Here is a 23,334-nt window from a genome sequence, read left to right as displayed (position 1 = left end):
GTCACGGCCCCCACCCCAATGGCTGACCTGATGGCACTGCGGCCAGCAGAATGAAAAGCACGATCCCAACCCCCATGAAGAAGCGCAGCCGCCCCACGATGCGCCGCGAACCCTCAATCCTTGCCGCAAGCGGACGCACCGGCCCCTCGGTGGAACGAAGGCCCATGCGCTCCAGAATTTGGTCCACCTCGCCCAGTCCCGTTTCACCGGAAGCGGCAATCAGGCGGAAAAGCGCTGCATCGAACAAGAGATGCGCGGCGATACCCAGCATGATCAACGCAGTGGCGAGCAGCAGCGGCCAGATCAGCCAGAAAGCCAGATCGTGCACCGGGCGCAGGAAGGGCGCGACCGCAAGGAGAACAACCGCGATGGCAATGCCAAGAAAGGCGTTGCGGCGCAGCATCATCGCCGTCGAGGTTGCAGGCGTATTCATGCCGCCTCCCCCGTCAGATGCAGATGGACCGGCCAGCCTTTGGCGCGGACCAGCGCTTCCGCTTCCTGCGCATTGGCGGCGCGTCCGGTGGAAACAAGCCACGCCACCGCAACGGTGGCGCTGCGCTGGAAGCCAAGCGCGCAGCAGATGAGAACCCGGCCGTGATGGCGAGCAGCTTCAACGGCATGGGCGGCCAGTTGCACTTTTTCGGATGACGGCGCGATCAGGTCGAGCGTGGCAAAACTTTTCCATTCCGTGGCGTGCGGCGGCGGCACCATTTCAGCGGCAAGATCGATGACGGCGGCAAAGGATGAGAGTTCCGACGCTTTTGGAAACCGCCCGAGAAACACCCCATCGGCAAGCTCGACATGCGGCGGCAGCCTGCGGGTCCAGAACCGCACATTCAGCCGGGCAAAAAGACGATAAGGCCATAGCAGCCAGCGGCTTGCGATACTGACCGATCCATCCGTCTGCTTTTGGAAAATGGCCGCACCGGCACCAAAATAGCCGAGCGCCACAATGGCAAGCGCGGTTGCAGGCCAGAGCCAGAAAATCGCATAGCCGGTGACGGTCAGGCCATGGATGGCGAGCGCCAGAAACAGGATCGCGCCCGCCAGATAGCAAAGCCCGATCCTTCTGGCTTTGGGGTCCGATGTAAACGGAAAGCCAGCCAGCGGCGAAGGGCCGTTGCGCGGAAAAAGCCACAGGGCAAACAGGCCGAGCAAGCTGCCAGCCGGAATATCGACCGCATGGTGCTGGTAGGTGGTCAGCACCGACAGGCCGATCAGCAGGCACCAGACATGCCAGACCACGCGCATGGCATCACCCATCACGCGGCGCATCTGGTCCCAGATGATGATCAGCAGCGCGATATGCAGCGAAGGCGCCTGATTGAAAGGCTTGTCGAAGCCGCCAAGCACATCGAACATGAAGCCCGGAATGCCCGCCGTTGCCGGTTTCACGAAGGTCGCCGTCAGCGGAAAGGCGACGAAGCAGAGAACGGCGATGATCTGTGCCGTCAGATAACGCTTCGCCAGCCGGTCGACCTGTTCCGGACTGTCATTGACGAACAGCGCAATCGCGTAAAACAGGTTGACCGACCAATAGGGTACGATGCTCCACGCGATGAACGGAACCCGGCTTTCCCACGCGAAGGCGAGGTTCGGCACATGGCTTTGCTGCGATGCGAGCCAGTTGGCCGTACCGTAGGTCAGGTAGAAAAAGGGAGCGAGAAACAGAAGCCAAAGGATGGCGCGACGGGCCACGGGCCGCCGCGAATATCCCTCGCGTTCCGTCAAATCCCCTATCACGCTTCGCCGTCTCCAACGCGCTCCGCAATCGAGACGGTGAAAATGCCCCACTGGTCGATGCGCTGCTCGATCTTGCGATAGCCTGCCTTCTCGACAAGCTGGTCCATTTCGCCCTGCGTGCGGCGGCGCATCACCCATGCCTCGCCGCCGCGATGCGAGGTCAGCGCCCGCGCGATCATTTCAAGCTGCGGATGCCAGGGCTGGTTGGTGTAGATCAGCAATGAGCCGGGTTTCTGCACGCGGGCAAGCCCCGACAGCGAACGATTGATCAACGCATTATCAGGGAAAAGCTCGTAAAGACCGGACACGATGGCGAGGTCCGGCTGCGGCGTGATCGCGGCAAGGCTTTCCTCGTTGAAAGCGTCGCCCTCTTCCATATGGGCGATGGCTTCCAGCCCGCGCTCCTTGATGAGCTTGTTGCCCGCCAGCACATTGATCGGCGAATAATCGCGCAGGTGAATGCTATCCGGCAAGTCGCCTGCACGCACCACGGCATCAATGACATAGCGGCCATGGCCGCAGGCAATGTCGAGGATATTGGTCGAGCGGCCTTCGCTTTCGAGCCGCCTGATGGCGTGTCTGATCAGTTCTTCCAGATGCACCTTGCGCTGGCGGATGCCGCGCCAGCCGATCGCTTCCAGAAACTGCCTGTCGATGAGCTTGCCGCCCGGTCCAATGCCGCGCGCTTCGTTCTCATAGACATAATCGAGCGTCGAACCGGAATCGAAGCCGGTGCGCTTGCCGACTTTCAGCCCTTCCGAAAACAGTGCGCCGAAGCCTATCGAAGCGCGTGTCGACGCCCAGTAAAGCCCCCGTGCCGTCAGAAGCGACAGCGGGGTCGACAGCCGGTCCGCCTCGTCGCGCGTGTAGCCTGCGATATGCGCTTCCGTCAGGTCGGCGCGCTGCGGCTTTTCGGCAAAACGCGCCTCGATGAAATCATGGATGCGTTCGATGGCCGGCTTGCGATTCCGCTCGCCCAGCGTGTCGTGATAGAAGCCTTTCAGCACATGCCGCTCCTTGATGCGGCTGCCGAGATTTTCGAAGAAGCGATGTTGCGGCGCGGGGCGCACGACAAAATCGCTGCCGGAGATGAGCAATTGCGTCGGGACGGTAATCGCCCGCGCATCGTCCACCACGCGCTTTGCCGCCTCGTAGAGTTGCAGCAATATATGCGATGCGATGGGCCGCGTGATCAGCGGATCGGTGCGATAGGATTCGATGCGCTCCGGATCGTGGGTCAGGAATTGCGGCTTGACGTAGGAATTGACGTAGAACGTACCCTTCAGCTTCTGCCAGAGCGCAATGCCTTCCTTGGCGAACGGCACATAGAGCTTGATGTCGAAGGCAGGCGAAGCCAGCACCAGCGCGCGGATATTGGGCGCATAGTCATGCACCCAGGCAGCCGCCAGCACCGCGCCGACGCTTTGCGCGATGATGGCCACGTCCTCGATGGCGGCACCGGTTTCCTGCCGGATATGGGTGACGAAACAATCGAGATCGCGGATCGAGGCGCCGAAGGATGGCGAGAAGCCGCGCACGCCCGGCGACTGGCCGTGGCCGCGCGCATCCCAGGCATAGAAGGCGTAGTCGTCGAGCCCCAGCTCATCGACGAGGTGCGCGACGCGCCCGCTATGCTCATGCCCGCGATGCAGCAGCACGATCACGCCTTTCGGCTTGCCGGAGAGCGACGGCCAGAAACGGTAGAACAGCGACGTGCCGTCATGGGTGACGAACCGGCTTTCCTGCGCCACGCGATGCGGTTTGACTGCGTGCTCGTTCATGCCATCCCCTCTCGGCTGCTTCCCCAAGGGCCATAGCCCCCAATTTCTATTGAGTGAAACAAAATGTTTGCATAAACGAGCTGGCGCGAACCGCAAATAGCTGTTCAATACTTATTCTTCGTTTCCCAAGAGATTCTTGATGTCGGTTTATCAACTCAAGTCGCGTTTCCAGAATTTACTGAGGCCAGTTGTCGTGCGACTTGCCGCAGGCGGTGTAACGGCCAATCAGGTTACAGTCGCCGCCGCGCTCGTCTCCATCATACTTGGCGCTTTTCTGGCGTGGAACGGAAGCGCGGCATGGTTCGCGCTCGTCCCTGCCTGGCTGTTCCTGCGCATGGCGCTCAATGCCATCGACGGAATGCTGGCGCGCGAACACGGGCAAAAATCGACGCTCGGCGCCTATCTCAACGAGATCGGCGACGTGGTTTCCGACGCAGCGCTCTACGCGCCTTTCGCATTGGTCGCGCCGTTCAGCGGCCCATGGATTTTCGCGGTCATTTTCCTCGCCACCCTGACGGAATTTGCGGGGCTTGCCGGAGCAACCGTGGGTGCGAGCCGCCGCTATGACGGCCCGATGGGCAAGAGTGACCGCGCCGTGGTCTTCGGCGTCCTTGGCGCATGGATCGCCATCGACGGCGCATTGCCGGACTGGATGTTCTGGCTGCAACCGCTCCTTTGCCTGTTACTCGCCGCAACCACGGTCAAGCGCGTCGCCAACGGCGTCAACGAGGCAAAGAACCGTTAAAACGGGCTTCCGGTACTGGTATTGACGCAATTGGGGCCTATGTTGGTTCCCATCCAATTCCAGCTCAATCGGAGGCCATGCCAATGAAGAAAGCTAAGATTGCTGCTCTCGCCGGGGTCTTGTTCGCATATTCGTCCGCGCCCGGCCCGGTGCTTGCCGCCAGCGATGGCAGTTCCAGGCAGCGGGCGAAGGAAGTCACCGCTGTCGTCAACGCCGTCGCGCAGAAAATGCCCGACCAGCCGATCAATACGGTGATGTATATCCGCTCCAACAATTTCGAGGTTCTGGCCGGCGACTGCACGGTGCGCGCGCATATCGTCTCTTCCGGCCACAAGGCGAAAAGCACCTCTCCCGAAAAGATCAAGGTGCGGCTCAACAAGCGGCGCTGCGCGCGTTAATTCCCATTGAGCTGCGACTTGGCGACGGTCTTGACCACCCAGTCGGCGAAGACGCGCAGGCGGTTGCTGAGGTGCCGGTTGGGCGGATAGACCAGATAGATCGGCATCGGCTCGATCTCCCATTCCTGCAGGACGGGGCGCAGCGTGCCGTTGGCGATGTCGTCCCTCACCATGAACAAGGGCGCCTGCACCACGCCAAGCCCGGCCCGCGCGGCGGCAAGATAGGTGGTCGATTCATTCGCCGCCACCACATAGCGCCCGTTGACCTCGATCTCCTCCGTCCCCTTCCTGAAGCGGAACGGCATCTGCTGGCCGGTCGATGGCCGGAAATAGCCGACCACCGTGCAGTCCCGACCAAGATCGGAGGGGTGCAGCGGCGTGGAACAACGGTCAAGATATTCAGCGGAAGCACATGCAATGGAATGCATGTCGCCAATGCGCCGGGCAATCAGCGACTGGTCGGCAAGTTCGCCGACGCGGATCGCGCAATCGACGTTTTCCGCCACATAGTCGACAGGCCGGTCGGATACGCCGAGATCGATCTGGATATCGGGATAACGCTGGTGGAACTCCATCAGCGCCGGAATGATGATGAGATTGGCGATCGCGCCCGCCATTTCAACGCGCAGACGGCCCTTGGGCAGGGTCTGCGCGCTCGACAGGCTGCCGTCGAGTTCTTCCAGATCGGCCAGCAATCGCGCTGCGCGCTCATAGTAAAGTGCGCCGTCCGGTGTTACGAGAACCCGACGGGTGGTCCGATTGAGGAGTTTTGTGCGCAAATGGGTCTCCAATCCCTGAATGAGATTGCTGACCGTGGCCTTGGGCATGTTGAGCGAAGCGGAGGCGCGGGTGAAGTTGCCGGTTTCGACAACCCTGAGAAATGCGCGCATGGCCGAAAGCTGGTCCATTTGAAAAACTGCCATTGTTCGAGATTCTGAATAGTGTAACCAATTACAGGGGACTATTCCAGATGGGAGACAATGATAATATTCCAACATAGCGGTTTGCCGCTATACGTGAAGGCCAACAAAGATGTGCGAGAAGTTCAGCGTAGAGACAATTCTGGTTAACGGAAAGGCCGATGACTGCGGCTGCACGGCCCGCGTTTATCGCGGTGCAGAATTGCTTTCTCCGCCGCCTGTGGTGCTGCATCTCCACGGCGGGGCTTTTTCCGCCAATTGCGTTGGCGCCTGCGAGCGCGTTGCCGAAACACTTGCCGAGGCGGGTGCGGTGGTCGTGTCGCCGGAATATTCGGCAGCCTGTCTCAACCCGTTCCCGGCGGCGCTTGAGATCGTCTACTCCATCCTGACTTCGATGCGCGCGCGTTGCCCGGAGTTTGCGCACAAGAAGTCGATGCTGTTCGTCGCCGGTGAAGAGGCGGGCGGCAATATTGCTGCGGGTTTGGCGCTCATGGCGCGAGATCAGAATCTGACGGACCTCAAAGGTCAGATATTGCTTTCGCCCATGCTCGACCCCTGCCTCGCCACGGCGTCTTTCCGCAAATATTGCCCGGAAAGCGCGGTCCAGACGATGGCGGATGGCTGGCAGCACTATCTGGGCCAGTGCGGCGGGTTCACGCATCCCTACGCCGCGCCCGGTCTTTGTACACGTCTGGGCGGTCTGGTTCCGACCTTGCTCGTTTCCAGCGCCCAATGCCCGATGCGCGATGAAACGCAGGCCTATGCCGAGCGTCTTCGCGAAGCGGGCGTGAAGGTCCAGTCCCATGTCCTTCCGGGGAAAGCGGGCTGGATACCCGAAAACAAGGTGGCCGGCAGCGACTGGTCGCCACAGGAACACAAACTTATCGACCTGTTTTCCGATTTCTTCCGGCAGGCAGGAGCAAAGCCAATCGCAGCATGAAGCATGTCTCCCAGAAGCGGGAACCGGTTTTGAGAGACATGCTTGAAAAACAATCAGATTGAAGTCCTCCCAAGCTTTGACCTGATGCCCCATTGAAGCCGGCTTCCCCTACCGGTTTAGGAGATACAACGATGACATCGATCACAGCCCGCCGGGCCCTATGGGGCGCCGGCCTGAGTATCCTATTGTCTGCAGCTGGCGGCGGCGCCATTCTCTTCGGCGTGCCGCACCTCAAGGCCGATGCTGCAACCGATATTTCCGCTCCCCCGCCTGCCGTTCCTGTTTCCGTCGCCAAGGCGGAATCGCGCCGCATCGCGACCTGGGAAGAATTTTCAGGCCGACTGGAAGCAATCGACCGCGTTGAAATTCGCCCGCGCGTCGGCGGCGCCATCCAGAAAGCCCATTTCCGCGAGGGCGCGCTGGTGAAACAGGGCGATCTGCTCGTCACCATCGATCCCGAGCCCTATGCGGCGGCGGTCGAAAAGGCGAAGGCGCTGGTTTCCGCCGAAGAGGCGCGCGTTGCGCTGGCGAAGGCAGAACTGGAACGCGGACGCCAGCTCGTCACCACCCGCACCATCGCCCAGAGCGGCCTCGACCAGCGCTCCAGCGCCTTTGACGAGGCGCAGGCAAGCTTGCGTTCGGCCAAGGCTGCATTGCAAACAGCCGAGCTTGACCTGCGATATACGGAAGTACGCGCACCGATTTCCGGTCGCGTCGGGCGGCTGGAAGTGACGGCGGGCAATCTCGTCGCCGCAAGTTCCGCCTCGCCGGTGCTGACCACGCTTGTCTCGGTCGACCCGATCTATGCAAGCTTCAGCGCCAATGAGGAAGTCGTCACCAGGGCGCTTGCCAAGCTTGCCGCCTCGCCCGGCGGCAGCGCCATCGAGCGCATTCCGGTCCAGATCGGCACCGCTTCCGATGACGGCACCCCGATTTCCGGCCATATCCAGCTCATCAACAATGAGGTGGATGCCACGACCGGCACAATCCGGGTTCGCGCCGCGATCGACAATCCGGATGGCAGGCTCATTCCGGGCCAGTTTGTCCGCATTCGTTTCGGCGAACCGGAACCGGATGAAAAGCTGGTGGTGAGCGACCGGGCCATTGCTTCCGATCAGGACAAGAAGTTCGTCTTCGTGGTCGGGGCCGATAACAAGGTCGAATACCGGCAGGTGGTTCTGGGACGCAATTATGACGGCCTGCGCATCATCGAAAGCGGGTTGAAGCCCGGCGAGAATATCGTCGTGAACGGCCTGCAGCGCATTCGTCCGGGCGTGGTCGTCGCACCGCAACCCGTCACCGAAACGCTTGCCAAAAACTGAATTAAAACGGCGCGCCTGAGCGCGCGCTAACCGCAAATGCTCAGCCTCAGCAACCCGCGAAATCTGCCGATTTCGCGGGCCGGGAGAGTTTTTGCCTTCCCGCTTAAGGGGGATAAACAGATGAACTTCTCACGCTTTTTTGTCGACCGGCCGGTCTTCGCTGGCGTTCTGTCGGTCCTGATCTTCGTTGCCGGTCTGATCGGCATGACAGGTCTGCCGATCTCGGAATATCCGGAAGTCGTGCCGCCGCAGATCGTGGTGCGCGCGCAATATCCGGGCGCCAACCCTGCCGTCATTTCCGAAACCGTCGCCACGCCGCTTGAAGAACAGATCAACGGCGTCGAGGGCATGCTCTACATGCAGAGCCAGGCGACCGCCGATGGCGTCATGACGCTGACCGTCACCTTCGCGCTCGGCACCGATCCCGATCAGGCCCAGCAGCTGGTGCAGAACCGTATTTCGCAGGCCGAACCGCGCCTGCCGGAAGAAGTGCGCACGCTTGGCGTCACGACCGCCAAGAGCTCGCCCGACCTGACCCTCGTCGTTCACATCATCTCACCCGATGGCCGCTATGACGTGAACTATCTGCGCAATTATGCCGTTCTCAACGTCAAGGACCGCATCGCCCGTATTCCGGGCGTCGGACAGGTGCAGATATTCGGCGGCGGCGATTATTCGATGCGCGTCTGGATCGACCCGCAAAAGGCCGCCGAGCGCGGACTTTCCGCAAGCGACATCGCCAATGCCATCCGCCAGCAGAATGTTCAGGCCGCTGCTGGTGTCATCGGCGCATCGCCGTCGGTTTCGGGTCTTGACCTGCAACTTTCCGTCAATGCGCAAGGCCGTCTCCAGTCGCCGGAAGAATTCGCCAATATCGTCGTAAAATCCGGCAATCAGGGCGAAATCACCCGGCTGGGTGATGTGGCGCGTGTTGAGATGGGCGCTGCCGATTATTCGCTGCGCTCGCTGCTCGACAACAAGCTGGCGGTCGGCATGGGCGTGTTCCAGTCGCCCGGTTCCAATGCGCTGGAAATTTCCGAAAACGTCCATGCGGCCATGGCCGACCTGAAGAAGACCATGCCGGAAGGCGTGGATTTCGACATCGTCTATGACACGACCGGGTTTGTGAAGGCGTCCATCGAGTCGGTCATCCATACCCTGCTCGAAGCCATCGTGCTGGTGGTGATCGTCGTCATCATGTTCCTGCAGACATGGCGCGCTTCCATCATTCCGCTGGTTGCCGTTCCGGTTTCCATCGTCGGCACATTCGCGGTCATGTATGTGTTCGGCTTCTCCATCAACGCGCTCAGCCTCTTCGGCCTTGTGCTCGCCATCGGCATCGTGGTCGATGACGCCATCGTGGTGGTGGAAAATGTCGAGCGCAATATCGAACAGGGGCTGTCGCCGGTCGAGGCCACCTATCGCGCCATGCAGGAAGTTTCCGGGCCGATCATCGCCATTGCGCTGGTGCTGGTCGCGGTCTTCGTGCCGCTTGCCTTCATCACCGGCCTGACCGGCCAGTTCTATCGCCAGTTCGCGCTCACCATCGCGATCTCGACGGTGATCTCGGCCTTCAACTCGCTGACGCTTTCGCCCGCTCTGGCGGCCCTGCTGCTGCGCGGCCATGATGCCCCGAAGGATCGGCTCACCCGCGCCATGGACAAGCTGTTCGGCTGGTTCTTCCGTGGCTTCAACCGCTTCTTCGGTGCAAGTTCGGAAGCCTATGGGCGCGGCGTCGGCGGCATTCTCTCGCGCAAGTCGCTGGTGATGGGCCTCTATGTCGTGCTGCTTGGCGTCACCTTCGTCCTGTTCCGCGCGGTGCCCGGCGGGTTCGTTCCGGCGCAGGACAAGCAATATCTGATCGGCTTCGCGCAATTGCCGGATGCGGCAACGCTCGACCGTTCGGAAGATGTGATCCGCCGCATGAGCGACATTGCCCTCAAGCATCCGGGCGTGGCCAATGCCATCGCCTTCCCCGGCCTGTCGATCAACGGGTTCACCAACTCGTCGAACTCCGGCATCGTCTTCGTGACGCTGAAGCCGTTCGAGGAGCGCAAGACCCCGGAACTGTCGGCCAATGCGATCACCATGGAGCTGAACCAGCAATACGGCGCCATTCAGGATGCCTTCATCGCCATGTTCCCGCCGCCGCCCGTTCAGGGTCTCGGCACGACCGGCGGCTTCAAGCTTCAGCTTGAGGATCGCAACGGGCTTGGCTTCAAGGCGCTGGACGATGCAACCAAGGCGTTTCTCGCCAAGGCCTATCAGACGCCGGAACTGGCCGGTCTCTATTCGAGCTACCAGATCAATGTGCCGCAGCTTTATGCCGATCTAGACCGCACGAAGGCGCGTCAGCTTGGCGTGGCGGTGACTGACGTGTTCGAAACCCTGCAAATCTATCTGGGGTCGCTTTATGTCAACGACTTCAATGCCTTCGGGCGGACCTACAGCGTGCGCATTCAGGCCGATGCGAATTACCGCAGCCATGCCGAGGATATCGGCAAGCTGAAGGTTCGCTCGCAGTCGGGCGAGATGATCCCGCTGTCGGCTCTCCTGAAAGTGGAGCAGACCGTGGGTGCCGAACGCGCCATCCGCTATAACGGCTTCCTTTCCGCCGATATCAACGGCAACCCGGCCCCCGGCTTCTCGTCCGGCCAGGCACAGGCCGCCATTGAACGGATCGCCGAGGAAACCTTGCCTCCGGGCATCGCCTATGAGTGGACCGACCTGACCTACCAGCAGATCCTTGCTGGCAATTCAGGCTTCCTCGTCTTCCCGCTGGCGCTGCTGCTCGTCTATCTGGTGCTGGCCGCGCAATATGAAAGCCTTGCCCTGCCGCTGTCGATCATCATGATCGTGCCGATGGGGATCATGGCGGCACTCACCGGCGTCTGGCTGACCGGAGGCGACAACAACGTCTTCACCCAGATCGGCTTGATCGTCCTTGTGGGGCTATCGGCGAAGAACGCGATCCTGATCGTGGAATTTGCCCGCGAGCTGGAACTATCGGGAAGAGGTGTCGTGCAGGCGGCGGTCGAGGCAAGCCGGTTGCGTCTGCGCCCGATCCTGATGACCTCGATGGCCTTCATCATGGGCGTGGTGCCGCTGGTCATATCCACGGGTGCGGGTGCGGAAATGCGCTCGGCCATGGGCATCGCGGTCTTTGCAGGCATGATCGGCGTGACCGCCTTCGGCATCTTCATGACGCCGGTGTTCTATGTGCTGATCCGCAAGCTCTCCGGCGAGCGCCCGCTGAAACACGCAGGCGCCAAGATCGAGGCCCCGCATCTGGCGCCGGGGGAATAATCCGACGTCTCCTTCCATCACCTTCTGCAGAGGGGCCGGAGCAATCCGGCCCTTTTCTTTGTGGACTTGTCTTTTGCGGTCGCGATATCGCCCGAATCGGTTTCTTAAGAGGAGGCTTTGTCCGCTGCATGAAGGAGAAGATCGTTGCAGAAGTCCGGTTTGCTTGCCCTCGTCCTCGCTGTCACTGCCCTGACAGCATGTTCCGAAACGACGCCCGGTCCTTCGGCAAGCGCCACCCCCGCCAAGCCGCCCGTCGATCCGACCCCCATCACCGGCAACTGGTGCAGCCCCGACGGACAGCGATTCGCCATTTCCGGCGAGCGTTTCGACAGCCGCGACAGCCAGTGCTCGGTCACGCGGATGAACAATTACGAAGGCACCTTTACCGTGTCGATGTCCTGCACCGCCAATGGCCAGCAGTCGAAGGAAAACATCACCATTTCACCCGTCGGCCAGACGCTGCATATCTCGTTCCTGTCGATGGGCGGCAAGCGGGCGGTGGTGAGCCGCTGCGCCTCCTGAGCGGTCCGAAATCACATCAAGGCAAAATCGTGATCTGGCGCGAAAATCGCGCCAGTTGCGTTTTTGCGCGGCAGATCGTTCCGTTTTTGCGCCAAAATCTATGGCGAACGCCCGACAAATTCATGGCAAAAATGTGGCAAAGGCTTTTTTTCGGATGATGTGATGCGACAGAAGTTTCCCGCTCTGCTAAACTCGCCGCTGCAATGCCATACCCACAATATAGGGAGACAGACATGAAAGTCGTATTCGTGACTACCGCTGTCCTCGCTCTGTCGGTAGCTTTCTCGGTTACAGGCGCGATGGCAGACTGCACCTATCATAGTGCTCAATCTTCCACGAAGATCGAGAAGCCGCAAACCACTGCAAGCATCCAGACAACGGCTCCGGAACAGAAATAAACTGCCGGAAAAGCTGGAAACTGGCCCCTATCCTGCTTCGTGACGATCGCGCCCGGACGCCGGTCGTCACTTTTTTCTGAAAGGAATACAGGCAAAAAAAAGCGCGCCCTCCAGATTGAAGGACGCGAAAGAGGTGCAAGCTCGCTCTGTTCGAGGAACCTGAACGGCAGGTTCTAGGCTCGACCAGATGCCTGTCGGCCATTCTGTCCTGGAAGCGACCAGAGTGCGGGACCGGTTTTTATTCGTAGCTCGAAACGCTTCGCTTCGAGAGTAACCGTTATCGCCGCTGCCGCGCTGTCCGGACTGGTTTGGCTGCCTATCGACCCCGACTCCCCGCGGTCGATAAGCAGCCCCCGCCCAATTTTTGCGTCAGCCTCCTAAGCCCAACAGGCCGACGGCTATTTAGTGAACGCTCCAGTAGCGAAAAACAATTCCCCTATTCAGGGGGGTATGAAACAAAGAAGAACCAGCCTCCACGTCCCGCAATGACTTTCAGCGGCCGGTAGAGTTTGAAAGACTTTATGAAACCATTTGATATTTATTTGAAATTAGACCAGACTTTTTCGGTGATATGTGCGAATTGACGCTTTTGAAGGGAAATTTCGCCCGCCAAAATCAGGAGATTCTTGAAATTGCGCGCGCCCTCCCTTTAAAGCTTCGGTACATTCGCATTCTTTCGTTTCTGGAGATACCCCACGTGTCATGCGCAAACTGGATGTTCGCTCTCCGGCGTCTTCTGGCGCTCCCGGCACTGATTGCGCTTTTCGCCATCTGCCAAACTTCTCCTTTTGCAGGAGCGGCTGAAGTCCCGTCGTCCGCGACCACGACCACTACGCTGACCGTCATCGGCCCGAACGGAACAACCCGCGTGCTGACAAGCGACGACTTCACGCAACTGCCGCAGAACAGGTTGCAGACGAACACCGCCTGGACCGAGGGCCCGCAGAATTTCGACGGCGTGCTGCTGCGCGACGTGCTGGCAACGGTCGGCGTCGACGGGAAAGACGCCGCAGACCGTTCGATCACCATTCTTGCGATCAACGACTACAGTATCAGCATTCCGCTGCAGGACGCCTACAGGTACAATGTCCTCGTCGCGCACAAGATGAACGGCAGGGAGCTGAGCCTGCGCGACAAGGGACCATACTGGATCGTCTATCCGCGCGACCAGCATCAGGAGCTGAACGATTCGCGCTATGATCACCGCTGGGCGTGGCAGTTGAAGCAGATCGAGGTGAAATGAGAATCAAGCGAGGCTACATTCTCTCCGGCCTGGTCATGGCAGGGTTTGCAGCGCTGCTCGCTTATGCATTCATTCAGCTTTTCGAAATCCAGAAATCGCTTGCAACCTATACCGGCGAGAACATGGTCTGGGCCATCACCAAGACGGAACGCGACGCCAGCCGCCTGGCCGAAACGGCGCTGACCTTTCCCGCAGGCAGCACGAACACAGGTGATCTCTCGCTCCGCCTCGACGTTCTCTACAGCCGTTTCGCGCTTCTGGCCGATGGCCCGCAGAAGAAATATTTCGAAGGCATTCCGGGCGCTGCCGACACCATCCGGCGCAATGCAGACCGGCTTCCCGAAATCGAGGCGATGATCAAGGCCGGGCCGGAACAATTCAACCCCGCCGCCATCTACGAAGCGCTGGTTCCCATGCGCGATGAGCTGACCAAGGTTGCCAATGATGCAACGATTGTGGAGCAGGACCGCGGCGGCGCGCACCGCGACCAGCAATTGCAGTCAATCTACCTGATCATGTTCGCGGTGCTGGGCATCATGGCGACAGGCGCCATTCTGTCCTGGCAGCTTTTGTCCAACATGCGCAGGGCCGAGCGCGCCCACAAGGCCTTGCAGGAATACAAGCAGCAACTGGAACAGACCGTTGCCGACCGCACCGCCGCCCTGCGCGAGGCGCTGGAAAGCGAGCGCAAGGCCAAGGAACTCTACAAGAGCTTCATCACCACGGTTTCACACCAGTTCCGCACGCCGGTATCGATCATCGACATCATCGCCCAGCGCTTCATCCGCCGCGCCGACGAGTTCACGCCCGAAATCATCATCGACAAGGCCAAGCGGATGCGGAATGCCAGCCGCCGCCTGATCCTGCTTCTGGAGAGCACCGCCAATGCGGAACGCCTCGACGAGAACGGGTTTCAGATCAACCGGCAGCCGGTCGATTTCTCCGAACTGGTGCGCAACACCTGCACCTATCATCAGGAGCTGCATCCCGAGCTGGAACTGGTGACGGACATCAAGGACAGCGAGACTTTCTGTTATTGCGACGGCATTCTGGTCGAGCAGATTCTGGTCAACCTGCTTGGCAATGCCACCAAATATTCGCCCGCCGGCAAGCCCATCGAAGTGACCACGGAAGAAGACGAGAACGGCTTCCGCTGCATCGTCCGCGACCATGGCATCGGCATACCGGCGGAGGAAGCGGATCGCGTATTCACGCGTTTTTTCCGCGCCAGCAACGCATCGCACATGGCAGGAACCGGCCTTGGCCTCAGCCTGTCACGCGCGCTGGCCGAATTGCACGGCGGTACGCTTGTCTTCACTTCGGTTGAAGGACAAGGTACGGTATTCATTCTGTCTCTACCAAAGGTGGCCCAGCATGCGACTGCCTGAAACTCCTCCCACGCCCACCGTCCTCTGCATCGAGGACGAGGCGCATATTCTTGAAGAACTGATCGATGAGCTGAGCACTTCGGGCTTCAACGCCATTGGCGCCGCCAATGCAGGTGAAGCGCTGCGCGTGCTGGAGCGGACGACGCCCGACATCATCATCTGCGATATATTGATGCCCGGCACCAACGGCCTGCAATTTCTGGAACAGATTCGCGGCTCCCGGCCCGACCTTGCCGGAACGCCATTCCTGTTTCTGACCGCCCTTGCCGACCGCAGCCACGAGCTGACCGGCAGAGAGGCCGGTGCCGACGACTATCTCACGAAACCAATCGATTTCGACGTTCTCATCCTCACGATTCGCGCCAGACTCAATCTGGTGGCGCGCGTAAAGGCCATATCCACTCCTTCCGCTGCGGCGGAACCGAATGGAGACTTCATCCATCTTTCGCGGCGGGAAACCGAAGTGCTGAAGGAGATCAGCACCGGCCAGCGCAATGGCGAAATCGCCCGCAAACTTGGACTATCGGAACATACAGTCAGCGATTATGTGAAGGCGATCTACCAGAAGCTCAGCGTGTCATCGCGCGCTGAAGCAACCCGCGAAGCCATCCGGCGCGGACTGGTCGACATGAGATAGGCAGGCGAATTCAACCGGTTTTTTGGGGGATGATCGGTAATGATCTCGACAATCCGACAACCCCAAATTACGATTTGCGCATGAAGCAACCGGTTCGACAACGCGCTGTCTTCTTCATTGGCGGCTATGATCCGAAAACGCCGGAGGCGTTTTTTGGACGATTGAACAGAGAAATCAAACGGTCCGAAGCTCTCTGGAGCGTTCGTTCCGACGTTTCGGATATCAGCGTATCGCCGGATGGCGAGATAGGCTCCGTCTCAATCAAGACGGCACCCGGCGACAATGGCTGGGCCACCGAAACGGACTTCAATTTTCTCGTTCTGGACAGAATCGTGTTGGCGGATTTCGACCGTCCGCTCCCGGTCAGGCTGGCAAAATATCTTGTCGCCTTCGGCGATTTCGTCATCACCGGTACTGCGTTTCGCTTCTTTGCCAGGGCATGGCGGTTCGGGCTTTATTTCCTCTACCCGTTTCTCGTGCTCGCCCTGTTCGCCGTGGCGGGCTATGCGGCGGCGCGGGCGACTGCTCACTGGCTTGGCGCCCTGAGCTGGCTCGTCGGGCTTGCGGTTTTTTCGGCGGCACTCGCCATTCTGGGCAAAAGATGGTCCACCAACCATCTGATGGACCTGTGGTCATTCTCGCTCAATTTCATTCGAGGACGGCGGCGGGATGCAGAATCCCTGATGCAGCGCTTTGCCGCTGGCATCGTCGAACGCACCGCCGCGAAACAGTATGACGAGGTCATTCTGATCGGCCACAGCACCGGCGGCATGCTGATGCTGGACGTTGCCGCGCGCTGCCTTGCCATCGATCCGCAATTCAGCCGCCATGCGTCGAAGGTGACGGTCCTCACGCTTGGCTCGACCGCGCTCAAGGCAGGCTATCATCCGGCGGGCGGGCATTTTCGCGAAGGCGTGCAGCGGCTGGTGGACGATGGCAAAATCGACTGGGTGGAAATCCAGTGCCTGACCGATGCGATCAATTTCTACAAGACCGATCCCGTGGCCGAGATGGGTTTAAAGCGGGAGCCGCAACGAGCTTTTCCCGTCACCCGGACAGTGCGCATGAAGGAAATGTTGCAGCCGGAAATCTACAAGCGCGTGAAGCGGAACCTTTTTCGCGTGCATTATCAATATGTATTCGGAAATACGAAGCCCTATTGGTATGATTTCTTTCAGATCTGCTGCGGGCCGATTTCGCTCCGCGAACGGACGGATGACCGCATCATCGGTGCCCAGCCAAGGAAGGAAACTGTTGCCGAATGACACCGACACTGGCCGCAATCGTCTGGGGAATCGGGCTTGTCGCCTGGGTCGTTATCCGCATTCCGCACCAGCGGCGTGCACGCAAGATCAAGGTTGCAAACGATGCGAAGACGCTGGCTGACCGGCTGGCGCTGGGTGCGGCGACGGTGGGCCTGTCGCTGATCCCCATCGTCTATGTCGCGACCGGCGTTCCTGCCTTTGCCGATTATGCTTTCCAGCCGTGGCTGGCCTGGATCGGGGTAATCGTCGAGATCGCCTTCCTCTGGCTTTTTTATGCAAGCCATCGCCAATTGGGCAAAAACTGGTCGGTCTCGCTTGAAATCCGCCGCGAGCACAAGCTGGTGACCGACGGGCTTTACAAATATGTCCGCCATCCGATGTATCTGTCGTTCTGGCTGTGGGCGATTGCGCAATTCTGCCTGCTGCCGAACTGGTTTGCCGGGCTGGCCGGGATTGTCGGCGTCGCCATCCTCTATTTCTATCGGGTCGGCCATGAGGAGGCGATGATGCGGGCGGCCTTTGGCGCGTCCTATGACGATTATGCGCGCCGCACGGGCCGCGTCATTCCAAAACTCAAGTTCTAGTGATTTGGCTGAAACGGACCGGCGCTCTAAATAGCTGGTTCGATGCCCCTCGTTCGAAAGTCATTTTTCGAACGCGCCCCAACAGGTAGTCGAAGATGGTTTCAAAGCCCGATCATTTGCATTCGAAAATCATGACCCGCCGCAGCCTGATCTTTGCCGGAGCGGCTCTTGCGCTTTATGGCGGCGCAGCGCAGGCGGCGCCCAAAACACCTTCCAGAAAGTCCTCGCGGGCGGATGTCTATCTTCTGCGCGGGTTCGGGGACATTTTCTCCACCGGCATTGACGAGATCGGCAGGCAATTGCAGGCCAATGGCGTCGATGCGCATGTCGAGGGCCATCAGGCATGGCGTTTTGTGCTGAACCGGATACTTGCCGACCAGCGCGAGAACCCGCGCGCGCCCGTGGTTCTGATTGGCCATTCGCTTGGCGCCAATGCTGTCATCGACATTGCGGCCGCTCTTGAAAAAAAGGGCATTCGCGTCGCCTATATGGCGACCTTTGCCGCCACAGCGCCTGCCCCTCTGCCCGGCAATATCGGGCGTGTCGTGAATTTCTATTTCAAGCAGCATGGCTGGGGCCTGCCGTTGACCGCCGGCCCGCGCTTCAGGGGAAGCCTCGACAATCGCGATTTCTCGGGCATGAAAGATATCGGTCATTTCAACATCGAGAAGCAGCGCCCGCTTCAGGATGAAGTGGTTCGCAATGTGCTGAGTATCGTACGGTGAAGGACCGAGAGCCTGAATCAAAAAGCGGCAGGACGAGGCGAAAATGGTGACTTTTGGAACAGGCCCTTAGAGCGGCTCCTGTTTTAACGGAACCGCTGGAACCACCCTATCTATTTATTTTTCCACATTTCCGAATGCATCGAAGCGGGATTAGAAATCAGTCCAGTGGACCGATTTCCCCGCGTAGGCGTTTTACACTTTTGCTGGAAATGCATCTAAGGATGCCGATTGGCGAGGTTCACAATGGATATTGAATTATTCTTAGGGCAAGCGACGCCAGAAAAATAAAATCGTATCAAAAATTAGAAATGCTGAAATAACAGACAGGAACATGAATATACTATTTTCTACAGTAGTAGATGGCGACCAATCCATAATCGTGAACCAGCAAGAAAACAAACCTGCATATCGACCTGACGATTGAATATATGGCAGATATTGACCATTTTGTTGGTATATTTTTCTTGTATTCAATTGCGGAATGGGCACGCCGACGTAAAGCACGCTTGCTGCTAGCTTCATTATCTGCACAGATGGCTCTTCGTTCCAGCTCATCAGCAAAGTGGTCAAAAGAAGCGCCGCTAAATACAGTATACTTTTAGATATAGAATTCACTATATGCTCGCTACCCGTCAAAGCCCATTCAGTTACGAACCATGCAAGGTTAGCAAGCATACAAAATCAAACAAATCCCTTCATATTGGTAATACTTTTACCTGTGAAAATAAGTTAAACGGCACCCCTCTATAGCAAATTCCGTTCGCTGATGATCCAAACGTCGATAGTTTTAAGGATACTGGCGGAAGAGAATGGGAGTCGAACCCACCAAAGACCGTCTATCGGCCCCTCCCGGATTTGAAGTCCGGACATGCCACCGGGCATGCATCCCTTCCAGATATTGTTTTTATTATACAATTTCAGTTTCGGCAGCAGCTGGAGGTAGTGTTTGCTACCATTTCTATTTTCCCTTCCTTGCTACCGCATTACTGATCATGGCGTCAATCTGAGCGGCGGCGTTCGCTTGCATTCCCGGCATGACATGCGAAGGCGACGTCGCCTTAACCGGGTGGTTGGAGATGACTTGATATCAGGGGTCTATGACCGAAGCTCCGCTTACCCACTTCAGACGTCATCGCTTTCCAGCTGAGATTATCGCCCATGCGGTCTGGCTCTATTACCGGTTTCCGCTCAGCTTTCGCGACGTTGAAGATCTGCTGGCCGAGCGCGGTATTGAGGTTTCGTTCCAGACCGTCTCGGAATGGGCTGCAAAGTTTGGCCTTGAATTCGCCCGCCAACTCTGCCGGCGCTCGCGAGGCCACTTTGCTGACAAATGGCAGCTTGATGAAATGGTGGTGACGATCAAGGGAAAGAAATACTGGCTGTGGCGCGCCGTTGACGCCAACGGATACGTTCTTGATGCGCTTCTGCAAACCCGCAGAAATAGCAAGGCTGCTCTCCGGCTGATGCGCAAGCTACTCAAAGGCCAGGGCATCGCCCCACGGGTCATGATCACCGACAAGCTGCGGTCCTACGCTGCAGCCAAGGCGGAACTGATGCCGGGCGTCGAGCATCGATCTCACAAGGGCATCAACAATCGAGCAGAGAATTCACATCTTCCCGTGCGAAGACGGGAGCGGCGGATGATGCGGTTCAAGTCGGCCCGGCAATGCCAGCGTTTCGTCTCAGCCCATGGCCAGATCGCCAATCTCTTCCTTCTTCACCGTAAACATCTTTCCGCCGCAGACCATCGAAAACTTCGAACCCACGCTATCGCAACATGGCAAGACATCGCCATGTCCATCAGTGCATGAAAGACGGCCTGCGCAGACAAGTGCGTCCGCTCCCAGATTAAGGCGACGCCTCCGAGAAACTATGGATGAGGGCATTCGACGATGGCCTCAACGAGTTGTCTCACTTTATTCGCTGAGGTTCGGAAGGAATGTGGCTTGGAAAACCCGAACGCGACGCTTCCGGCATCCTCAACTGGAACTTCCTGCCGGCAGGAGGCATGAATTTCGCCGACCCCGGTTTCATCCAGAATATGCATCGCGTTTTCTATAGTGATCCCGCTACCCGGCATGATGCCAATGCGCCCGGCAGCGCGCTTTGCAAGGCTAGCCAGCATCGGCAGTCCCTCCAGCGCCGTATGCCGCAATCCGGAGGTCAATATGCGCTCGCAACCGAGCTCGATAGCCTCCTCCAGCGACCGCTCGGGATCCGGCACAAGATCGAAGACGCGATGAAGCGTCGTCCCCAAACCGCTCGCACGATCGACAAGACGACGCAACAACGGCAGATCGAGATTGCCGTTCGGCAAAGATGCGCCGATGACGACCCCAGCAAGCCCGGCATTTCTGGCTGCGTCGATATCCGCGATCATGGACACTGCATCGTCGGTCTGAAAGCAAAAGCTACCGGCACGCGGACGGACCATGGCATACACAGGTATCGGTACTCGGGCAGCCAGTGCCATCAAGCCGGGCGATGGTGTCAGCCCGCCGACATCCAGCGCCGCACATAATTCAATCCGGTGCGCACCACCCTCGACAGCCGCCCTGAGACCCTCTGGGCTATCCACACAGACTTCTAATCTGGCTCTCACGATTGGCGCCCCAGAATAGCGGCGCCGATCAGCCCGCCTTCACTGCTGAAGCGTCCAGAGACGATCAACGGCGTGTCCACACGGCGCAAGATGCGTTGCCGAACAGATTTATCCAAGGCCATGATCAGAGGTTCTGCCGTTGCGAGTCCTCCGCCAACAGGGACGATCGAAGCGCCCGTAATGTTCACGACCGCAGCCAGAGGATCAGCAACCAGCTGCAGATAGGCTGCCAGGGTTCTGCGCGCCGCACTGTCACCGCCTTGCCATGCCTGCAGGATGCTACGGCTGTCCTTTTCCTCACGGTTGAGAAAAGAATGGACGAGTTCGATGCCGCGTGCGCCGCCAACCGTATCCACACATCCTCTCTGGCCACACCCGCAGGCGAAACGTGGGATAAACACCGACCCTTCGCCTTCAAGCTCCACCTGCGTGTTGAGGATCGGCCCGTGCCCCCATTCGCCTGAAATGCCGCCTGCCCCGCGGACAAGACGGCCTTCCACCACCAGACCGCCACCAACGCCCGTGCCAAGCACCGCGCAGAAGACGATACGGTTTCCCGCGCCAGCGCCCTCGCCTGCTTCCGCCAACGCCAGGCAATCGGCATCATTGGCCGCAAAAACTCGCCGCCCAAACCGCTCGCCGAGTTCCTTTTCGAGATGGCGTCCCGTGATGCACGGAATATTGGCGGAAAAAGCCCTACCGTCGACTGGATCGATCAGTCCGGCGATCGACAGGGCGAGTGGAGCGTTGCTGCTGCCGGCGTGACGCAGAAGCAGTCCATCAAGCGCGCTCACGAATGCCGCCCAATCTTTGGTCGGCGTCGGGAGGCTCTCCAGATGCTCAAGCGAGCCAGGCCGGGCCGAATGCGCGAACCGTATGAAAGAGCCTCCGATGTCAGCGGAGAAGACCGGCAGCGTGTGCGACGCAGAGTGCGGTTCAAAATACAGCATTGTCGATTGTCTCACCGTCGCGGATCCAGGAGATCTCGCAATCCATCCCCAAGAATGTTGAAGCCGAGCACCGTTATCATGATTGCGAGCCCGGGAAATAACGACATATATATGTTCAATCCCAGATAGTTACGGCCGCTCGACATCATCGCACCCCATTCGGGCAGTGGCGGCTGTGCACCCAGTCCGAGGAAGGAAAGGCTGGCAGCGGACAGAATGACCGTGCCAGCGGTCAAGGTCGATTGCACAATGATCGGCCCGACAGCATTGGGCATGATGTAATGTGTCATGATCCGCCACCGCGAAAGCCCGAGCGAGACAGCGGCTTCCACATAATCCATGGAGCGTAGGCCAAGCGTAAGATTGCGGGCTAGGCGGGCATAGATCGGCACGGAAAACACGGCGATGGCAACCAGAAGATTGACAAGGCTGGTACCAAGGATGCTGATCAACAGAATTGCCAGGACGATACCCGGAAACGCGAACAGCACATCCATGCACCACATGATCACGGTATCGATACGCTTGCCCGCCATGCCGGATAATATGCCGAGCGGCACGCCGACCAGAACCGCAAGGCCGACGCCGAGCGCAACTTCCAGAAGCGAAATCCGCGCACCATGGATCACACGGGCGAAAATATCGCGCCCGCCGTCATCAGTGCCGAAGGGATGTTCCCAGGATGGTGGCAGCATGGTTGCAAGCAGATCCTGCTCATAAGGGTCGGCCCTGGCGATGAACGGCGCGAAAATCGCACAGAACACGATGAGGGCAATCAGCGCGCCACCGACCGCAATACCTGGATGACGTGCGATCCAGCGCAATGTTTGCCGGGAGCGTCCGAAACGCGGTTGGGCGGAGACGGTCATCGAAACGTTGTTCATCAGTCGAACCTAATGCGGGGATTGAGCGCTGCGATCAGCATCTCGGCAATGAAATTGGCGAGAACCACACCTGTTACAGCCACCAGCGTAACGCCCTGGATGACTGGATAGTCGCGATAGCGTACCGAATCCACCAGAAGCCGCCCGATACCGGGCCAATTGAAGACAGATTCCGTCACGACAGCTCCGCCAATCAAAGCGCCGAAGTTCAGCCCAACAATGGTGATGATGGGGATCAGCGCGTTGCGCAGCGCGTGGCTCCAGTAAATCGAGGCAACGGAAACGCCCTTGGCACGCGCAGTGCGAATATAATCCTGTCCCAGCACTTCGATCATGCTTGAGCGCGTCATGCGGGCAATGAGTGCGGCGGGCAAGACGGCGAGAGTGACGGATGGCAGGATGAAGCTTTTCCAGTTCGATGCGCCGAGAAGCGGCAGCCAGCCGAGCTTGACCGAAAACGTGTTCATGGCCATCAGCGCCAGCCAGAAATTGGCGATCGAAGCTCCGAGAATGGCTAGGAACATGACTGCATGATCAGGCCAACCGTGCCGATAGATCGCCCCCACCATGCCGGCAGGAATGCCGATCGCCATGGCAAGCAGATAGGCTGTCAGCGCGAGAGCCAGCGTATAGGGCATGCGCTCCGCGATTTCGCTCGTTACCGGCAGCTTGGAACGGATGGATGTGCCAAGATCACCCTGCCCGGCATCGATCGCAAATTGCGCATATTGATGGACAAGACCGCGATCCAAGCCCAGACGGGAGCGCATTGCGTCAACTGCTTCCTGCGTCGCCTCTGGGCCGGCCATGAGGCGCGCCGGATCACCCGGTAAGGCGCGCAGGGCGAGAAAGATCAGCAGCGATACGCTGATCAGTATCAGGGGCAGGCCGATGAGCTTGCGGAGAATATAGGCTTTCATACGCCCCTCGTCGGTTTGTCACGAAAGGAAGTCGCTCAGGCGGCTTCCACGTTCTTTATGG

Annotated in this window: 23 protein-coding genes and 1 tRNA gene; 14 read left to right on the top strand and 10 right to left on the bottom strand. The window is 59.1% G+C overall.

Annotation, left to right across the window (positions count from 1 at the left end; all coding sequences use genetic code 11):
* Position 1 precedes the first annotated feature (1 nt).
* The 3 genes from AC0TNJ_RS15945 to AC0TNJ_RS15935 are packed head-to-tail and all read right to left on the bottom strand — an operon-like array spanning position 2 to position 3,524.
* Positions 2–433 (bottom strand): hypothetical protein, encoded by a 432-nt coding sequence (locus AC0TNJ_RS15945; protein WP_473771655.1) that lies wholly within the window; start codon positions 431–433, stop codon positions 2–4.
* Complete coding sequence (locus AC0TNJ_RS15940) at positions 430–1,743, bottom strand: phosphatase PAP2/dual specificity phosphatase family protein (protein ID WP_473771654.1); 1,314 nt, start codon at positions 1,741–1,743, stop codon at positions 430–432. The genes AC0TNJ_RS15945 and AC0TNJ_RS15940 overlap by 4 nt, the downstream gene beginning before the upstream one ends.
* Complete coding sequence (locus AC0TNJ_RS15935) at positions 1,740–3,524, bottom strand: bifunctional alpha/beta hydrolase/class I SAM-dependent methyltransferase (protein ID WP_473771653.1); 1,785 nt, start codon at positions 3,522–3,524, stop codon at positions 1,740–1,742. Before AC0TNJ_RS15935 ends, AC0TNJ_RS15940 begins: the two co-directional genes overlap by 4 nt.
* Positions 3,525–3,663: 139 nt before the next feature.
* Here AC0TNJ_RS15935 and AC0TNJ_RS15930 point away from each other — a divergent pair, with 139 nt between their 5' ends.
* Positions 3,664–4,269 carry a CDP-alcohol phosphatidyltransferase family protein gene (locus AC0TNJ_RS15930; RefSeq protein WP_473771652.1) on the top strand — a complete coding sequence of 202 codons (606 nt, stop codon included), beginning with the start codon at positions 3,664–3,666 and terminating at the stop codon, positions 4,267–4,269.
* Between the two features lie 83 nt (positions 4,270–4,352).
* Positions 4,353–4,667, top strand: coding sequence for a hypothetical protein (locus AC0TNJ_RS15925; RefSeq protein ID WP_473771651.1), 315 nt, complete (start codon positions 4,353–4,355; stop codon positions 4,665–4,667).
* On the opposite strand, the gene AC0TNJ_RS15920 is transcribed toward AC0TNJ_RS15925, so the two are convergent.
* Positions 4,664–5,575, bottom strand: coding sequence for a LysR family transcriptional regulator (locus tag AC0TNJ_RS15920; RefSeq protein WP_473768307.1), 912 nt, complete (start codon positions 5,573–5,575; stop codon positions 4,664–4,666). The genes AC0TNJ_RS15925 and AC0TNJ_RS15920 overlap by 4 nt on opposite strands.
* Positions 5,576–5,699: 124 nt before the next feature.
* Between AC0TNJ_RS15920 and AC0TNJ_RS15915 the strand changes: the two genes are divergently transcribed.
* The 11 genes from AC0TNJ_RS15915 (at position 5,700) to AC0TNJ_RS15865 (ending at position 17,917) form a co-directional block, all read left to right on the top strand.
* The gene (locus tag AC0TNJ_RS15915) at positions 5,700–6,527 is read left to right on the top strand and encodes an alpha/beta hydrolase (RefSeq protein WP_122001189.1); all 828 of its coding nucleotides are present in this window, start codon (positions 5,700–5,702) and stop codon (positions 6,525–6,527) included.
* A 131-nt stretch (positions 6,528–6,658) separates the two neighbouring features.
* On the top strand, positions 6,659–7,849 hold the full coding sequence (locus AC0TNJ_RS15910) for an efflux RND transporter periplasmic adaptor subunit (protein ID WP_473771650.1): 1,191 nt from the start codon (positions 6,659–6,661) through the stop codon (positions 7,847–7,849).
* 120 nt (positions 7,850–7,969) lie between these two features.
* On the top strand, positions 7,970–11,155 hold the full coding sequence (locus tag AC0TNJ_RS15905) for an efflux RND transporter permease subunit (RefSeq protein WP_473771649.1): 3,186 nt from the start codon (positions 7,970–7,972) through the stop codon (positions 11,153–11,155).
* A 144-nt stretch (positions 11,156–11,299) separates the two neighbouring features.
* A complete protein-coding gene (locus AC0TNJ_RS15900; RefSeq protein WP_122001192.1) occupies positions 11,300–11,677 on the top strand; it encodes a hypothetical protein in 378 nt (125 codons plus the stop codon).
* Positions 11,678–11,910: 233 nt separating this feature from the next.
* On the top strand, positions 11,911–12,075 hold the full coding sequence (locus AC0TNJ_RS15895) for a hypothetical protein (RefSeq protein ID WP_473771648.1): 165 nt from the start codon (positions 11,911–11,913) through the stop codon (positions 12,073–12,075).
* A gap of 715 nt (positions 12,076–12,790) precedes the next feature.
* Complete coding sequence (locus tag AC0TNJ_RS15890) at positions 12,791–13,318, top strand: putative pterin-binding protein (RefSeq protein WP_473771647.1); 528 nt, start codon at positions 12,791–12,793, stop codon at positions 13,316–13,318.
* Positions 13,315–14,706 (top strand): sensor histidine kinase, encoded by a 1,392-nt coding sequence (locus tag AC0TNJ_RS15885; RefSeq protein ID WP_473771646.1) that lies wholly within the window; start codon positions 13,315–13,317, stop codon positions 14,704–14,706. The genes AC0TNJ_RS15890 and AC0TNJ_RS15885 overlap by 4 nt, the downstream gene beginning before the upstream one ends.
* Complete coding sequence (locus tag AC0TNJ_RS15880) at positions 14,693–15,343, top strand: response regulator (RefSeq protein WP_473771645.1); 651 nt, start codon at positions 14,693–14,695, stop codon at positions 15,341–15,343. The genes AC0TNJ_RS15885 and AC0TNJ_RS15880 overlap by 14 nt, the downstream gene beginning before the upstream one ends.
* A gap of 80 nt (positions 15,344–15,423) precedes the next feature.
* Positions 15,424–16,608 (top strand): lipase, encoded by a 1,185-nt coding sequence (locus tag AC0TNJ_RS15875; RefSeq protein WP_473771644.1) that lies wholly within the window; start codon positions 15,424–15,426, stop codon positions 16,606–16,608.
* A complete protein-coding gene (locus tag AC0TNJ_RS15870; protein WP_473771643.1) occupies positions 16,605–17,192 on the top strand; it encodes a protein-S-isoprenylcysteine O-methyltransferase in 588 nt (195 codons plus the stop codon). Before AC0TNJ_RS15875 ends, AC0TNJ_RS15870 begins: the two co-directional genes overlap by 4 nt.
* Before the next feature lie 95 nt (positions 17,193–17,287).
* On the top strand, positions 17,288–17,917 hold the full coding sequence (locus tag AC0TNJ_RS15865) for an alpha/beta fold hydrolase (protein WP_473771642.1): 630 nt from the start codon (positions 17,288–17,290) through the stop codon (positions 17,915–17,917).
* A 261-nt stretch (positions 17,918–18,178) separates the two neighbouring features.
* Here the strand turns inward: AC0TNJ_RS15865 and AC0TNJ_RS15860 are convergent, their stop codons facing one another.
* On the bottom strand, positions 18,179–18,592 hold the full coding sequence (locus AC0TNJ_RS15860) for a hypothetical protein (RefSeq protein ID WP_473771641.1): 414 nt from the start codon (positions 18,590–18,592) through the stop codon (positions 18,179–18,181).
* A 122-nt stretch (positions 18,593–18,714) separates the two neighbouring features.
* Positions 18,715–18,810 (bottom strand) — tRNA-Sec (locus tag AC0TNJ_RS15855).
* 204 nt (positions 18,811–19,014) lie between these two features.
* Here AC0TNJ_RS15855 and AC0TNJ_RS15850 point away from each other — a divergent pair.
* Positions 19,015–19,728 carry an IS6 family transposase gene (locus AC0TNJ_RS15850; protein WP_473771640.1) on the top strand — a complete coding sequence of 238 codons (714 nt, stop codon included), beginning with the start codon at positions 19,015–19,017 and terminating at the stop codon, positions 19,726–19,728.
* A 59-nt stretch (positions 19,729–19,787) separates the two neighbouring features.
* Here the strand turns inward: AC0TNJ_RS15850 and AC0TNJ_RS15845 are convergent, their stop codons facing one another.
* From AC0TNJ_RS15845 to AC0TNJ_RS15830, 4 genes are read right to left on the bottom strand one after another with little or no spacing between them, the layout of a single operon-like run.
* Entirely contained in the window at positions 19,788–20,519 is a 732-nt protein-coding gene (locus AC0TNJ_RS15845) for a copper homeostasis protein CutC (RefSeq protein WP_473771639.1), read from the bottom strand.
* Positions 20,516–21,469 carry an ROK family protein gene (locus AC0TNJ_RS15840; protein WP_473771638.1) on the bottom strand — a complete coding sequence of 318 codons (954 nt, stop codon included), beginning with the start codon at positions 21,467–21,469 and terminating at the stop codon, positions 20,516–20,518. The genes AC0TNJ_RS15845 and AC0TNJ_RS15840 overlap by 4 nt, the downstream gene beginning before the upstream one ends.
* Before the next feature lie 11 nt (positions 21,470–21,480).
* The gene (locus tag AC0TNJ_RS15835; protein ID WP_473766817.1) at positions 21,481–22,353 is read right to left on the bottom strand and encodes an ABC transporter permease; all 873 of its coding nucleotides are present in this window, start codon (positions 22,351–22,353) and stop codon (positions 21,481–21,483) included.
* The gene (locus AC0TNJ_RS15830) at positions 22,353–23,273 is read right to left on the bottom strand and encodes an ABC transporter permease (protein WP_473766816.1); all 921 of its coding nucleotides are present in this window, start codon (positions 23,271–23,273) and stop codon (positions 22,353–22,355) included. Before AC0TNJ_RS15830 ends, AC0TNJ_RS15835 begins: the two co-directional genes overlap by 1 nt.
* Positions 23,274–23,334: the final 61 nt, after the last annotated feature.

Source organism: Ochrobactrum sp. PL_is483 (assembly GCF_055816855.1).
This window is presented reverse-complemented; position numbering and strand designations above follow the sequence as displayed.

What these genes read in the sequence shown, in the direction of transcription:
- AC0TNJ_RS15895 (WP_473771648.1), top strand. Translation starts at nt 11,911, where the DNA reads ATGAAAGTCGTATTCGTGACTACCGCTGTCCTCGCTCTGTCGGTAGCT.
- AC0TNJ_RS15930 (WP_473771652.1), top strand. Translation starts at nt 3,664, where the DNA reads ATGTCGGTTTATCAACTCAAGTCGCGTTTCCAGAATTTACTGAGGCCA.
- AC0TNJ_RS15945 (WP_473771655.1), bottom strand. Translation starts at nt 433, where the DNA reads ATGAATACGCCTGCAACCTCGACGGCGATGATGCTGCGCCGCAACGCC.
- AC0TNJ_RS15875 (WP_473771644.1), top strand. Translation starts at nt 15,424, where the DNA reads ATGAAGCAACCGGTTCGACAACGCGCTGTCTTCTTCATTGGCGGCTAT.
- AC0TNJ_RS15850 (WP_473771640.1), top strand. Translation starts at nt 19,015, where the DNA reads ATGACCGAAGCTCCGCTTACCCACTTCAGACGTCATCGCTTTCCAGCT.
- AC0TNJ_RS15935 (WP_473771653.1), bottom strand. Translation starts at nt 3,524, where the DNA reads ATGAACGAGCACGCAGTCAAACCGCATCGCGTGGCGCAGGAAAGCCGG.
- AC0TNJ_RS15915 (WP_122001189.1), top strand. Translation starts at nt 5,700, where the DNA reads ATGTGCGAGAAGTTCAGCGTAGAGACAATTCTGGTTAACGGAAAGGCC.
- AC0TNJ_RS15835 (WP_473766817.1), bottom strand. Translation starts at nt 22,353, where the DNA reads ATGAACAACGTTTCGATGACCGTCTCCGCCCAACCGCGTTTCGGACGC.
- AC0TNJ_RS15905 (WP_473771649.1), top strand. Translation starts at nt 7,970, where the DNA reads ATGAACTTCTCACGCTTTTTTGTCGACCGGCCGGTCTTCGCTGGCGTT.
- AC0TNJ_RS15885 (WP_473771646.1), top strand. Translation starts at nt 13,315, where the DNA reads ATGAGAATCAAGCGAGGCTACATTCTCTCCGGCCTGGTCATGGCAGGG.
- AC0TNJ_RS15925 (WP_473771651.1), top strand. Translation starts at nt 4,353, where the DNA reads ATGAAGAAAGCTAAGATTGCTGCTCTCGCCGGGGTCTTGTTCGCATAT.
- AC0TNJ_RS15860 (WP_473771641.1), bottom strand. Translation starts at nt 18,592, where the DNA reads ATGCTTGCTAACCTTGCATGGTTCGTAACTGAATGGGCTTTGACGGGT.
- AC0TNJ_RS15880 (WP_473771645.1), top strand. Translation starts at nt 14,693, where the DNA reads ATGCGACTGCCTGAAACTCCTCCCACGCCCACCGTCCTCTGCATCGAG.
- AC0TNJ_RS15890 (WP_473771647.1), top strand. Translation starts at nt 12,791, where the DNA reads ATGTTCGCTCTCCGGCGTCTTCTGGCGCTCCCGGCACTGATTGCGCTT.
- AC0TNJ_RS15830 (WP_473766816.1), bottom strand. Translation starts at nt 23,273, where the DNA reads ATGAAAGCCTATATTCTCCGCAAGCTCATCGGCCTGCCCCTGATACTG.
- AC0TNJ_RS15840 (WP_473771638.1), bottom strand. Translation starts at nt 21,469, where the DNA reads ATGCTGTATTTTGAACCGCACTCTGCGTCGCACACGCTGCCGGTCTTC.
- AC0TNJ_RS15920 (WP_473768307.1), bottom strand. Translation starts at nt 5,575, where the DNA reads ATGGACCAGCTTTCGGCCATGCGCGCATTTCTCAGGGTTGTCGAAACC.
- AC0TNJ_RS15865 (WP_473771642.1), top strand. Translation starts at nt 17,288, where the DNA reads ATGGTTTCAAAGCCCGATCATTTGCATTCGAAAATCATGACCCGCCGC.
- AC0TNJ_RS15910 (WP_473771650.1), top strand. Translation starts at nt 6,659, where the DNA reads ATGACATCGATCACAGCCCGCCGGGCCCTATGGGGCGCCGGCCTGAGT.
- AC0TNJ_RS15870 (WP_473771643.1), top strand. Translation starts at nt 16,605, where the DNA reads ATGACACCGACACTGGCCGCAATCGTCTGGGGAATCGGGCTTGTCGCC.